The sequence below is a fragment of the Acinetobacter vivianii genome, from assembly GCF_014635885.1.
Lineage (GTDB): Bacteria > Pseudomonadota > Gammaproteobacteria > Pseudomonadales > Moraxellaceae > Acinetobacter > Acinetobacter vivianii.
On sequence record NZ_BMDR01000002.1, the window covers coordinates 279,444 to 292,329 of the forward strand.

General features: G+C 41.0%; 12 protein-coding genes and 1 tRNA gene. 7 read left to right on the top strand and 6 right to left on the bottom strand.

All coding sequences use genetic code 11. The annotated features are described in order from the left end of the window. Positions 1 to 5: 5 nt before the first annotated feature. Both IEV36_RS05140 and IEV36_RS05145 read right to left on the bottom strand, forming a co-directional pair. Positions 6 to 78: transfer RNA gene (locus IEV36_RS05140), tRNA-Arg, on the bottom strand. A 69-nt stretch (positions 79 to 147) separates the two neighbouring features. Then, positions 148 to 1,506 (bottom strand): amino acid permease, encoded by a 1,359-nt coding sequence (locus IEV36_RS05145; protein WP_004775279.1) that lies wholly within the window; start codon positions 1,504 to 1,506, stop codon positions 148 to 150. 370 nt (positions 1,507 to 1,876) lie between these two features. Between IEV36_RS05145 and prpF the strand changes: the two genes are divergently transcribed. The 3 genes from prpF to IEV36_RS05160 all read left to right on the top strand — a co-directional run bounded on the left by prpF (position 1,877) and on the right by IEV36_RS05160 (position 4,659). Further along, the gene (gene prpF, locus IEV36_RS05150) at positions 1,877 to 3,064 is read left to right on the top strand and encodes a 2-methylaconitate cis-trans isomerase PrpF (protein ID WP_005259295.1); all 1,188 of its coding nucleotides are present in this window, start codon (positions 1,877 to 1,879) and stop codon (positions 3,062 to 3,064) included. 160 nt (positions 3,065 to 3,224) lie between these two features. After that, a complete protein-coding gene (locus IEV36_RS05155) occupies positions 3,225 to 4,142 on the top strand; it encodes a polyprenyl synthetase family protein (protein WP_005259293.1) in 918 nt (305 codons plus the stop codon). A gap of 148 nt (positions 4,143 to 4,290) precedes the next feature. Next, positions 4,291 to 4,659 carry an MmcQ/YjbR family DNA-binding protein gene (locus IEV36_RS05160; RefSeq protein ID WP_005259291.1) on the top strand — a complete coding sequence of 123 codons (369 nt, stop codon included), beginning with the start codon at positions 4,291 to 4,293 and terminating at the stop codon, positions 4,657 to 4,659. 50 nt (positions 4,660 to 4,709) lie between these two features. Here the strand turns inward: IEV36_RS05160 and IEV36_RS05165 are convergent, their stop codons facing one another. The 4 genes from IEV36_RS05165 to IEV36_RS05180 form a co-directional block, all read right to left on the bottom strand. Then, positions 4,710 to 5,561, bottom strand: coding sequence for an SPFH domain-containing protein (locus IEV36_RS05165; RefSeq protein ID WP_005259289.1), 852 nt, complete (start codon positions 5,559 to 5,561; stop codon positions 4,710 to 4,712). 18 nt (positions 5,562 to 5,579) lie between these two features. Further along, positions 5,580 to 6,038, bottom strand: a complete 459-nt coding sequence (locus IEV36_RS05170) for an NfeD family protein (protein WP_005259288.1) — start codon at positions 6,036 to 6,038, stop codon at positions 5,580 to 5,582. Positions 6,039 to 6,218: 180 nt separating this feature from the next. Next, complete coding sequence (locus IEV36_RS05175; RefSeq protein ID WP_032863967.1) at positions 6,219 to 7,136, bottom strand: patatin-like phospholipase family protein; 918 nt, start codon at positions 7,134 to 7,136, stop codon at positions 6,219 to 6,221. Positions 7,137 to 7,199: 63 nt separating this feature from the next. Beyond that, the gene (locus tag IEV36_RS05180) at positions 7,200 to 7,826 is read right to left on the bottom strand and encodes a lysophospholipid acyltransferase family protein (RefSeq protein WP_005259283.1); all 627 of its coding nucleotides are present in this window, start codon (positions 7,824 to 7,826) and stop codon (positions 7,200 to 7,202) included. Positions 7,827 to 7,969: 143 nt separating this feature from the next. Between IEV36_RS05180 and IEV36_RS05185 the strand changes: the two genes are divergently transcribed. From IEV36_RS05185 to IEV36_RS05200, 4 genes are all read left to right on the top strand, one after another. Further along, a complete protein-coding gene (locus tag IEV36_RS05185) occupies positions 7,970 to 9,226 on the top strand; it encodes an MFS transporter (protein WP_005259281.1) in 1,257 nt (418 codons plus the stop codon). A 73-nt stretch (positions 9,227 to 9,299) separates the two neighbouring features. Next, on the top strand, positions 9,300 to 9,491 hold the full coding sequence (locus tag IEV36_RS05190; RefSeq protein ID WP_032811053.1) for a hypothetical protein: 192 nt from the start codon (positions 9,300 to 9,302) through the stop codon (positions 9,489 to 9,491). A gap of 273 nt (positions 9,492 to 9,764) precedes the next feature. After that, a complete protein-coding gene (locus tag IEV36_RS05195) occupies positions 9,765 to 11,051 on the top strand; it encodes a DcaP family trimeric outer membrane transporter (RefSeq protein WP_005259279.1) in 1,287 nt (428 codons plus the stop codon). Positions 11,052 to 11,239: 188 nt separating this feature from the next. Next, positions 11,240 to 12,877 (top strand): phosphoethanolamine transferase, encoded by a 1,638-nt coding sequence (locus IEV36_RS05200; RefSeq protein WP_005259278.1) that lies wholly within the window; start codon positions 11,240 to 11,242, stop codon positions 12,875 to 12,877. Positions 12,878 to 12,886 lie beyond the last annotated feature (9 nt).

The following is a 12,886-nucleotide window of genomic DNA, read 5'->3' on the forward strand; positions in this document are numbered from 1 at the left end:
GGCTATGCGCTCAGCGGGACTCGAACCCACGTCGGTCGCTTAGGAGGCAACTGCTCTATCCAGTTAAGCTATGAGCGCATAATTTTATGATTATAAACAAAAAAGTGATTGCAGAAGCAATCACTTTTTGAGGAAACCGATCAACTGTTAATTCTCAGTTTTACGATTTAAAAATTTATAAAAAATAAACATGGCGACGATCCAGATCGGAATCATAAGCACTGATTCTTTAAAGCCTTGCTGCCACATGATATACAGCACAACGCCAATAAACGCCAAAACCAGATAGTTACTGAACGGAGACCATAACGCTGGGTACGATGTTTTGATTTGTGCTGTTTTGATATGACGACGATATTTTAAATGCGTCAAGCTGATCATGGCCCAGTTTAAAACCAGCGCGCCAACAACAACATACATCAAATGACCTAAGGCATCTTCTGGTACAAAATAGTTGAGTAACACACAGCCAAAGATCAGGAATGCAGAGAGCAGTACCGCTGGAACAGGGACACCTTGCTTATTGGTTTTGGTAAAGATTTTCGGCGCATTACCTTGTTGAGCTAAACCAAATACCATACGACTATTGGCATACATACCGCTGTTATATACAGATAATGCCGCTGTCAGGATAATAAAGTTCAGTAAATGTGCTGCCCAACCAATTCCCATTTGACTGAAAATCATCACGAATGGACTCTTATCCAAACCACCAAGATCGAGCTGGTTCCAAGGCACAAGTGATAAGAGAATGGCAAGCGAACCGACATAGAATACCAAAATACGAATGACCACTTGGTTAATCGCTTTAGGAATAGTGGTCTTCGGATCCTTTGCTTCTGCTGCGGCCATACCAATCAGCTCAATTCCGCCAAAGGCAAACATCAAGAAAGCCAGCATATAGAACAAGCCTTCAAAGCCATGCGGAAAAAAGCCGCCCTGCGACCAAAGGTTGCTAAATGAAGCTGTTGAGTTTGCATCAGCAGTGAAGAGAAGGAATAAACCAAACAAGATCATGGCAACTACAGCCGTCACCTTGATGATCGCTAACCAGAACTCTGATTCACCATAGAATTTAACATTGGTCAGGTTGACTGCCGTAATCACGACAAAGAAGAATAATACAGACTGCCAAGCGGGAATTTGCGGCCACCAGTAATTAATATATTTACCTACTGCCGTTAGCTCAGTCATTGCCACAAGGATGTAGAGCACCCAATAGTTCCAGCCCGTTATAAAGCCTGGAAATTTACCCCAATACTTATAAGCAAAATGGCTAAATGAACCTGCAACAGGTTCTTCAACAATCATTTCACCTAAATGACGCATGATTAGAAAAACAATCAAGCCGCCAATCGCATACCCCAAAATAATAGATGGTCCAGCAGACTGGATAATTTGCGCAGAACCTAAAAATAAGCCCGTACCAATAGCCCCACCCATCGCGATGAGTTGGATATGGCGGTTTTTTAGTCCACGCTGAAGTTGAGAAGAATCGTTGTTCAAAGGACTGAGCTCGACGAGGAATTAACTGGATTATTCTAATAGATTGATCGATTTTCGCCTAGTAAAAGTACAGCATTGCCATGACTGGAAAGTTGTTTTTAAAAGTTATTTAAAATCCTATATTTAAGTGAATATTTAAATGAAATTTGCTTTATATTTGTACAGCTAAATCATATTCTTGTTTTTCCCGACGGATGGATTCGCATTTTTGCCATTGTGCAAGTGATGAAAAATACTCAATATAATGCACAGATTTTATGCATGACGACTAACTCAGGCACCATTGGTCGTATGGTATTTTTGACTGCCGTGCAGTAGCTTTAGACGAATAACCCGCTGCACCAAGAACATGATAAAAGGAAGAATTGACATGAGCTCAGTACCGCAAATTAAAGTCGCTGCAACCTATATGCGTGGTGGCACAAGTAAAGGGGTATTTTTCAAACTGGATGATTTACCCGAAGCGGCACAAGTAGCAGGCAAGGCACGTGATCAACTTCTTTTACGCGTCATTGGAAGCCCAGATCCTTACGGTAAGCAGATTGACGGAATGGGCGGTGCAACCTCAAGTACCAGTAAAACTGTGATTCTGGCTAAAAGTTCAGAGCCCGAACATGATGTGGATTATTTATTTGGACAAGTATCGATTGATCAGCCATTTGTTGACTGGAGCGGCAACTGCGGCAACCTAACCGCAGCTGTAGGATCATTTGCGATTTCAAATGGATTGGTTGATGCCGAACGTATTCCTGAAAATGGGATTTGTACAGTACGAATCTGGCAGAAGAATATTCAAAAAACCATTATTGCACATGTCCCTATGACTAACGGTCAGGTTCAGGAAACAGGTGATTTTGAGCTAGATGGCGTGACCTTTCCCGCAGCAGAAGTTCAAATTGAATTCTTAGATCCTGCTGATGATGGTGAAGAAGGCGGCGATATGTTCCCGACAGGAAACGTTGTGGATCAATTGGTTGTTCCTGAGATCGGTACTTTTGAGGCGACATTTATTAATGCAGGAATTCCAACGATTTTCCTCAATGCCGAAGACATCGGTTATCAAGGGACAGAATTACAAGATCACATTAACGGGGATGCGGCTGCTTTAGCACGTTTTGAGAAAATCCGTGCGTATGGTGCGGTACACATGGGCTTGATCAAAGACATTTCAGAAGCAGCAGCACGTCAACATACCCCTAAAATTGCTTTTGTATCCAAACCAAAAACTTATACCTCATCGAGTGGTAAAGCGGTTGAGAACGGTGATGTGGATTTATTGGTTCGTGCCTTGTCGATGGGCAAGTTACATCATGCCATGATGGGAACCGCTGCTGTGGCAATTGGTACTGCGGCAGCAATTCCGGGGACGCTTGTGAATTTGGCTGCGGGGGGGGGCGAACGTGAAGCCGTTCGTTTTGGACATCCATCGGGCACATTGCGTGTGGGCGCTCAAGCCGAATTGATTGATGGAAAATGGTCTGTGAAAAAAGCCATTATGAGCCGTAGCGCACGTGTATTGATGGAAGGCTGGGTGCGTGTACCTGGGGATACTTTCTAAGCACTGCTTGGAATGATGCGATAAGGCCTTCATTTGAAGGCTTTATTATTTGGAATGGATTAAAAATACAAATGCAATTTCTTCAAATAAATAGTGTTATGATGTCGCCATTCTGGCAAGTTTTGTCATTTTCCTTCCATTAAGATTTCCCGAGGCAATTGTGTCATCTATTTCTCAAGTTAATGCGGATGTTTTAAAACAAGCTCAACAACGTATTCAACAGGATTTATTGACAGCATTGGCTGCATTTTCTATTCCAGAACCTTTAAAAGCAGCTGTTCATCATGCGGTTATGCTCGGTGGAAAGCGTGTTCGTCCAGCATTATGTTATGCAGCAGCTTCATTACAACCGAATCAAAATTTTGCAGCAGCCCGCCGTGCAGCAGTTGCGGTTGAACTGATCCATTGTTATTCATTGGCCCATGATGATTTGCCTTGTATGGACAATGATTTACTGCGTCGTGGACAGCCGACTTGCCATGTGGCCTTTGGTGAAGATACAGCATTGCTGGCTGGTGATATTTTACAGTCGATGGCCTTTGAAATCTTGGGAAGTCGTTTATTCGACGAACAAGGACAGGGGACTGAGGCTGCGATTGTCTTGAAGCAGGTACAAATCTTAGCAACCGCCAGTTCAAAAATGGTGTGCGGACAAGTTCTTGATTTACAAGCTGAAGGTGCGGGTAAGCAAGTTGATCAGGCAGAATTGGAAAATATTCACCGTAATAAAACGGGTGCATTGATTCAAGCGGCGATCATGATGGGGGCTGTAACCATCTTTACTGGCACGGATCAGGCGATTCCTAAATTACGTCAATTTGGTCAAAGCATTGGTTTGGCTTTTCAGGTGCAAGACGACATTCTGGATATTACCGCCAGCACAGAAACTTTGGGCAAAACAGCGGGTAAAGATGAGCAAGTGCAGAAGTCGACCTATCCTGCCTTGATGGGACTGGAACAGGCACAAGCTTATGCGCAACGCCTGCATGATCAAGCCTTTGAAGCCTTAGCGTATTTTGGTGAAGATGCCAAAGAACTCGTCGATATTTCAAAGTTTTTGCTGGCACGTAAAAGTTAAAATCCAGACAGTTTTTCTTAGATAATTAATGTTATAAAAGACCATCTTGTATGGTCTTTATTTTTAGAGAATATAGATAATCATGATTTAAAAACAGTTTTAGAATAAAGCAAAACAATGATGAAGATCGCGTAAAAGGGAAGATGTCATGAATCAGAACCAGCTCGAACAATGCGCTCTGCAATATGCACAAAATCTGGCATTTTCAATCCAGGCGCAACCTTTTGGCCCTGATTTTGAGGTGTTCAAAGTCTTCGATAAAATGTTTATGTATATTGGTTTTAATGCAGGAAAATTAATTGTAACGGTGAAATGTAAGCCTGAGAAAAGTCTGGAATATCAGGAACTCTATTCTTCAATTTCAGCGGGCTATCACATGAATAAGAAACACTGGATTTCGATTGCCAGTAGTCCAGAGATCACGCCTGATCTGGTACAGGATCTCATTCAGGATTCCTATGATCTCATTATCAAGAAACTTCCAGTTAAGACCCGAAAGCTGATCGGGGAAGCTTAAACAAATAAAGCAGCGAAAAAACGCTGCTTTATTCTTATTGGAAAGTGGGTTTAGTGTTTGCCCATAATTCCACGAATGGCATTGAGTACATCGGCAGGGAGAACCACTGTTTTTGCATTGCCAGATTTAGATAAATCCTGCATTGCTTTAACGTATTGCTCACCGAGTAAGTAAGCAACAGGGATTTCTTTATCACCGACAGCAGTAGTCACCATTTCAATGGCACGTTGTGAAGACTCGGCAAGAACAACCTGTGCTTCTGCATCACGACGAGACGCTTCCAGACGACCATCTGCTTCCAGAATTGCCGCCTGTTTTTCACCATCAGCTTTGGTTACAGTCGCACGACGTTGACGTTCAGCAGCTGCTTGCGCTTCCATAGCAGCCTGCATGGTATGTGAAGGTTGAATATCCTGAATTTCAACAGTTTTCAGGGTAATGCCCCAATCTGAAATATCATCAGAAATGGCAGCTTTTAATTTCGCCTTGATGTGGTCACGAGAAGAAAGCGCATCATCCAGATCCATTTCACCCACGATAGAACGAAGTGAAGTCTGAACAAGATTTTGAATTGCCCAAGTATAATTCTCAATCCCGTACACCGCCTTTTCTGGTGTAGTAAGATTGATATACGCTACGGCATTCATCACCAACACAGCATTGTCACGGGTAATTACTTCTTGTGAAGGAATATCCAAAACAATATCTTTGGTGGTAATTTTATAAGCCACTTCGTCCACATAAGGAATCACGAAGTTTAGACCTGGACTCAACGTGGTATGGTATTTACCTAAACGTTGCACAATCCATTTATAACCTTGGGGAACAATACGAACCCCTTTAAAAATGGTTACAGCTACAAAAGCGGCAAAAGCTAAAACAATAATAATACCGACAGACATTGAAAACCCTCTTTGTGTTTATGACGTATGAGGTTGAACGACTAAATCATTACCCAAAATATCAACCACCCGAACGCGATCACCGACCTGTACTGGATCAGTACAACGGCAATGCCATTCATCAGAACCTAAAACAGGTATCGGAAAGCGCACAATAATTTGTCCATGTTCAAGACCAGTCTGGATCACCATACCGACTTGACCAATGGTTGCTTCGCGAGGGAGACCTGCTTTGGTTTTATCAATCGAAAGCGGTTTGATAAATTTGAACCAAAGAATCGTACATAAAATAGATAAAATACCCCAAGTAATCACTTGGGTGGTAAAACCCATCATCGGGAAAAGCCACAGTAAAATACACACCATGACTGCTGCTATGCCAAACCACAATGCAGCAAAAGCAGGCAAAATCAATTCTGAAAGAATCAGTAAAATCCCTAATACAAACCAGTGCCAAGGTTCAACTACAAATTCCATAGATTTGCTCGCATAACTAAACGGAGTAGAGGTGAAAAAACATTCACCTTAGCACTGTAACAGATGATTATCTTTATGAATATGAAAAGATTGTTTTTTTAGGCATTGCGGCTGTTGATGATTAAAGATCTTGCACATATTGCAAGTTTAATAGCTTTCAACAGCCTTTTTGGCAGGGTTTTAGAATTTTGGTCGTGGTGCTGGCTTTAAGGCAGCAGGAGATTTTTTAAATGCAGTAATCGCATTTTGAATCGCCGTGATTTTGGCTTGAGCTGCTTTTTCACCTTCTAAAATAGCTTCATTACTCGATTTAAGATCAAGCACGCCCAGATGGCCCACTTTCGGTTGAATCACAATCGTTGCCTGATTCAGTTCTTCATTAATACTTTGTTGGCCCATGATATTGATGGTCTGGTCTAACAAGCCCCACATGCTGAGTGGCTTACCACCGACGGGACGTGCAGAAATATCCACGGCAATTACAATATCAGCACCCATATCCTTTGCGGTTTTTACAGGAATTGGGCTGACTAAACCACCATCCACATATTTGGTCTTGCCAATAACCGCAGGCACAAACACATTGGGAATACTGCACGATGCACGTACTGCCTGACCAGCATTACCTTTAATAAACTCGGCTTTTTTGCCACTGTCTAAACGGGTGGCGACTGCGGCAAAACGAATCGGGAATTGTTCAATCGGTTTATTGCCGACTTGGCTATTTACATAATTCTGTAGTTTCTGACCGAGAATAATGCCTTGACTATTAATGGTGAGATCACGCAAATCAGATTCTTGCAGTTTTAAGGCAAGGTTCTGCATTTGATAAGGTGTTTGACCGCTGGCATAGATACTACCGACAAAGCTGCCTGCACTGGTGCCAGTCACGATTTTAGGTTTGATGCCATGTGATTCTAAAACCTTAATGACACCAATGTGTGCAAAGCCTTTGGCACCGCCACCACCTAATGCAATGGCAACCACAGGTTCACGTGCCTGAATTGCTGATGTAGGCGGTGTTTTCTTTGTGATTTGATCACAACCAAATAAAGCAAGACCAAAAACAGCCAAGCAAGACAGTCGAGCAATGTTCATAACAAATGCAGATAAAATGTACAAAAAAGATGCGCACATCAGAGCAGATTTGCCCTTAATTTTCTAGTTTTTTTTCACAAGTTTTTGTAAGGGTTCAGCCAGCCAATCTGGATTTTTGGGCGAGAAGTGCCCAACGTAACGTTGCATGATCTGATCAAGGTCTTGCTGATAATGACCAGTCGGAGTAAATGCCCCCAAACAATAAATGGTTTTATGGTCATAATCAAAAGCAAACATTACGATTGGAATGCCTGCTGCATGTGCAATGTGATAAAAACCACTTTTCATTTTTTCGGCTTTTTTACGTGTTCCTTCAGGCGCCATACCGACCCAGATTTTGTCATGCTGTTGAATGCTGGCAACTACTTGTTCAGTCAGGCCATGCGCACTGTCACGTCGAACGGGAATCAGTCCCGCCCAGTTTAATAGCGGCTGGAGTGGGGGCTTGAATAAGGTATCTTTACCCAGTACGGTAATTTTCAATCCCAACCCACCAATCGCCAGAAAGCCATACCAGCCGTCAATATTTGAGGTATGTGGAGAAATGATAGCCACTGCTTTAGGTAAGTTAGGAATTTCTCCTACTACAGTCCAGCCTTGTGCAAGGAACAGTTTTTTACACAATGCACGGCTATAGGCTGTTCCACGTTGTGGAACCAGTGGAGGCAAATCTGGAAAATGTTGTGGCATACATGAATATAAATAATGACAACTCTATTCATGTTAAACGCTGATGACAGCGACTGCATTGGCAAAAAATAAGATTTTATTGCCAGAAGAATGAAAGGATTGGATACTTAAGGCCCGTTATTGCCTCGCTCTGGAAACTCAAAATGCCTAATCTTCGACAGGTTTACATTTTATTGTTTTCTTTGTATTGGGCACAGGGCTTACCCGTGGGATTTATGACCCATGCATTGCCTGTAATCTTAAGAGCGCAAGGCGTATCATTGGCACATATTGGCGGCTTTGGTTTACTGATGTTGCCGTGGTCGATTAAGATTTTTTGGGCTGCCTATGTTGATCGTCTGGCATTATCTCGATTAGGCCACTACCGTAGCTGGATTATTCCTACACAATTATTCAGTGTAATCATTCTGATTATTTTATCCTTTTTCCCAATTCAGGCACTGGATCAACCCAGTTATCTGCTTATTTTCTTTGTCTTACTTTTCTTAATGAACTTCACTGGCGCAACCCAAGACATTGCAACCGATGGCTTGGCGGTCAATTTGCTCAAAACAGATCAGCAGCATTGGGGCAATACTTTTCAGGTGATTGGTTCACGTCTAGGTTTTATTGTGGGTGGCGGGGCAGTGCTCTGGTGTCTGGACTGGTTACAGTGGCAAAAAACCTTTCTGGCTTTAGCCTTATTGGTGTTTCTCAATACTTTACCTGTGTTGCTCTATCGAGAGCCTACTCATGCAAACTCAACTACAAGAACGCAGACATCTTCTGTTCCATTGATACAGGCAATTAAGGCCTATTTAAACTATTTTCAATCCTCAAAAGAACTAAAAGCATGGTTACTGGTCTTGATCAGTTTCAAAGTTACTGATGGCCTTTCAGGTCCTTTATTAAAGCCACTGATGGTAGATATGGGATTGAACTTCACCCAAATAGGCGTCTACATCACCATGCTTGGTGCGGTCGCTGCGCTTGTAGGCGCGGGGATTGCTGGATTGTTGCTCAAACATTTTTCCAGAACAGCGAGTTTGATTGTTTTCTCTATTTTAAAAATAACCAGTTTGATCGCTTATGCTGTGATTGCTCAAGCTTATGAATCCCAAACTCAAATTGCACCGATCTGGTTATACGCCGTCAATGCATTTGAAGATGCTTGCTCTGCCATGCTTTTGGTGGTGATGTTGACACTGGTGATGCAATATAGTCGTAAGCAATTTGCAGCAACCGATTTCACTTTTCAGGTTTCGATCATGGCGACTGTCAGTGGCTTGCTGTATTTAGTCAGTGGAATGATTGGAGATGTGTTCGGTTATTTCCATTATTTGATCGCTATTGTCATTATTGGCACGGTTACTTTGCTCCCTATTTCTCTCTGGAAACATGCAAAATTACAAGAAAAATAATGTTAACTAAATGAAATAAAGAAATTTAATATCGATTAAGGAGTGATCTAGTCATTATCTACTACCTTTGTCTATGTTTTTAAAAATGTATGTTTTTAGCTATTTAAATGCTCTATTAATTGTGCCATCTTGTTTGGGTAGCAAATGGAAGCTAACTGGAGTAAAAATGGATTGTGTTAACAAGAAAAATCATGTGAATCAATTAAAATGGGTAGAAAAATGTTCAAGTCGATTGGATATTAGCCTAAAGTCTAAAAAAGAATAATGAAATAACGATTTAATCATTCTATAAGATAAGAGAGTTGTGTAGGATTCGTTACAACATGAAGTTAAGGTAAAAATCTGTAAGTCAAAGTATGTTTTTTATGTCTTTGGTTATTGGTTTTGGTCTTGCATAACGTTGAAATTGGTTTTGGTTGCGGTAATAAAATTAATGTAACCAAAGTGGAGGAGAGTTGATTTTTTAGCCCCTTAATTTAATGGCGTAAATCAACTTGGCATGGATAGGCAACATAAAATATATTTTTTGGAGTTTTTGATGGATCTATTCCTTAATCGTAAATCTTTAGTTGTTAAAAGTTTAGCTCTTACAGTTACAGCTTTAATGATGAGTGGGGCACATGCTGCGACTTCCGACAAAGCGGAAATTCAACAGCTTCGTAAAGAAGTTGAGGCTTTAAAAGCTTTAATTCAACAACAAAGCCAAGTACAGCAACAACAACAGCAAGTACAGCAACAACAGCAAGTTCAACTCGCTGAAGTTAAGGCGCAACCAGTTGCTGCACCAGTTTCACCGTTAGCAGGATTTAAATCTAAAACTGGCGCTGATGTGAACCTATATGGTTTCGTTCGTGGTGATGCTAACTACATTATCGAAGGTGCAGATAACGACTTTGGTGATGTAAGTAAGTCAGACGGCAAAACGCATGATAAATTACGTGCGACTGCTAAAACGACACGCCTTGGTTTAGATTTTAATACGCCTGTAGGAGACGACAAAGTAGGTGGTAAAATCGAAGTTGACTTTGCGGGTACGAATGATGGATTACGTATTCGTCATGCTTATTTAACATATAACAACTGGTTATTTGGTCAAACAACTTCAAACTTCTTGTCTAATCATGCACCAGAAATGATCGACTTCTCGACAAACATTGGTGGTGGTACTAAACGTGTTCCGCAAGTACGCTATAACTACAAGTTAGGTCCGACTACACAACTATTTGTTTCTGCTGAAAAAGGTGATAGCACTACTTCGGTAACAGGCGATAGTATTAAGTATAGCCTACCAGCATTAACGGCTAAAATTACTCAAGGCTATGCAGAAGGTAAAGGTTCAGCTTCAGCGCGTGTTTTAGTCGAAAAGTATAAATCACAGCTTGCTAATGATGATAAAACTGGTTGGGGCGTAGCTGTTGGTACTGATTTTAAAGTATCTGATCCTTTAAAACTTTTTGCTGATGCATCATATGTTGTTGGTGATAATAGTTATTTATATGGCAGTAACACTCCTTACGCAGTGGATGGGAATTCTATCGAGCAAAATGAATTTGTAGCAGTACAAGTGGGCGGAACGTATAAGGTTCTACCTAACTTACGTTCTACTCTAGCATATGGTGCTCAATTCGCTGATGACGGTACTGACTTTGCAAGATTAAATGCTTCTGCAAATGAAAAAGTTCAACAAGCGTGGATCAACTTTATTTATACACCAGCTAAACCAATTGATTTAGGTGTCGAATATGTCAATGGTAAGCGTGAAACGTTTGCTGGTCAGTCTTATAAAGATAACCGCGTTGGTCTAATGGCTAAATATAGCTTCTAATTTTTCAACGGTTTATGTTTTAATGAGTCGAGGTTTACATTAACCTCGACTTTTTATTTTTAAATTAACTAAATAAAATAAGACGATGAGGCGAGCTTTCCTCAGGACATTCTATTATTTAAGTCATTTTTAAGTTTTTATTTTTATCTTTACAACACTAAGAAATTTATTTTTAGAACAAGATGCCTATGTTGCTGCAAAGACTCAAAACCAAGCCGATTTCATTACTTACTTTTAATATATTACTTGCAATTTGGCTAGGTGTTTTCCTGAACATCGCATTTTATGAAAAGATGTTGGCCTTAACACCATATACAGGGATTAAGGCGGGACTTTTTGTAGCAGCTTCTGTTGGTGTGATTACTGCTTTATATGCTTTTATTTTCCAACTATTGAGCTGGAAATGGACTGCAAAACTGCTTGCTATCGTTTTGGTTTTTATTGGTGGTTTTGCTGCTTATGCTGTAGATACCCTGGGTGTCTGGATTACCTCAGACCAGATTCAAAACCTGATGCAAACCAACTTTGCTGAGGCTCGGGATACGTGGTCTTGGCGTTTGTTGATCTGGATGGTGGGGATGATTCTAGTCCCGATTCTGGTAATTTTGATGACCAAAATCAAATCTGAATCAGTCACCCGACAATTATTTAAAAAGCTGATTGCTTCTGTTACTTCCTTGGCTTTAGTTGGCGGACTATTATTTATTTTCTATGTGGATTTTGCAGCCATTTTTCGTGAAAACCGCGATATAAAAGGCATGATTTCGCCTCAAAATATGATTGCCTCGACAGTTTCATATTATAAAAAGAAATCACCTAAACAGAATTTACCTTTAGTTAAGTATGGTGAAGATGCGCAACGCACTCAGGTTGCAAAAGGTTTACCTAAACTGATGGTCTTGGTGGTGGGTGAAACGGCTCGTGCGGAAAACTTCTCTTTAAATGGTTATGCCAAAGAGACCAATCCGAAGTTAGCCAAACAGAATATTATCAATTTCTCACAAGTCAGTTCATGTGGTACAGCAACTGCTGTATCGGTACCGTGTATGTTTTCAGGTATGCAACGAGAAGATTATGATGAGCAGTTAGCCAGTCACCGTGAAGGTTTGCTTGATATTGCAAAACGTGCTGGTTATCAGGTGACATGGATTGATAATAATTCAGGTTGTAAGGGTGCATGTGACCGTGTTGAACAGTTTAAAATTCCTGAGCCGATTCAGCAGAAATGGTGTAAGGATGGCGAATGTCTGGATGATATTCTGATTGATAGCCTAAAAGCGTATTTAGCTGCTATTCCGAAAGATGATACTCAACCACGTTTGATTGTATTGCATCAAATGGGCAGTCATGGCCCTGCCTACTATAAACGTATTCCACCAGCGTTCCGTGTATTTAAGCCAACATGCGATACCAATGCGATTCAGGGATGTACTCAGGAAGCATTGATTAATAGTTATGATAATACTTTGCTTTATACCGATTATGTTCTAGATTCATTGATCGAAACCTTGAAAAATACATCCCAATATCAAACAGGTTTGTGGTATCTATCTGATCATGGTGAATCGACAGGTGAGAGCGGTATGTATTTGCATGGTGCGCCTTATGCAATTGCACCGACTCAGCAGACGCATGTACCAATGTTGATGTGGTTCTCAACCGCATGGCAACAACAGGCGCATAAACAGATGAGCTGTCTGGCGCAACAAACTAAGAATAAACTGAGCCAAGATAATCTGTTCCCGACCTTGTTAAGTTTGCTTGATGTAAAAACCAAAGTAATTAATGCTAAAGATGACATGTTAGAAACATGTGCTAACCCATAAGGTGAAATG

Bases quoted from the DNA above. Each gene is read 5' to 3' on its own strand.
- IEV36_RS05180 (WP_005259283.1), bottom strand. From the start codon at position 7,826: ATGCCACAACATTTTCCAGATTTGCCTCCACTGGTTCCACAACGTGGA.
- prpF (WP_005259295.1), top strand. From the start codon at position 1,877: ATGAGCTCAGTACCGCAAATTAAAGTCGCTGCAACCTATATGCGTGGT.
- IEV36_RS05190 (WP_032811053.1), top strand. From the start codon at position 9,300: ATGTTTTTAAAAATGTATGTTTTTAGCTATTTAAATGCTCTATTAATT.
- IEV36_RS05195 (WP_005259279.1), top strand. From the start codon at position 9,765: ATGGATCTATTCCTTAATCGTAAATCTTTAGTTGTTAAAAGTTTAGCT.
- IEV36_RS05175 (WP_032863967.1), bottom strand. From the start codon at position 7,136: ATGAACATTGCTCGACTGTCTTGCTTGGCTGTTTTTGGTCTTGCTTTA.
- IEV36_RS05165 (WP_005259289.1), bottom strand. From the start codon at position 5,561: ATGTCTGTCGGTATTATTATTGTTTTAGCTTTTGCCGCTTTTGTAGCT.
- IEV36_RS05170 (WP_005259288.1), bottom strand. From the start codon at position 6,038: ATGGAATTTGTAGTTGAACCTTGGCACTGGTTTGTATTAGGGATTTTA.
- IEV36_RS05200 (WP_005259278.1), top strand. From the start codon at position 11,240: ATGTTGCTGCAAAGACTCAAAACCAAGCCGATTTCATTACTTACTTTT.
- IEV36_RS05185 (WP_005259281.1), top strand. From the start codon at position 7,970: ATGCCTAATCTTCGACAGGTTTACATTTTATTGTTTTCTTTGTATTGG.
- IEV36_RS05160 (WP_005259291.1), top strand. From the start codon at position 4,291: ATGAATCAGAACCAGCTCGAACAATGCGCTCTGCAATATGCACAAAAT.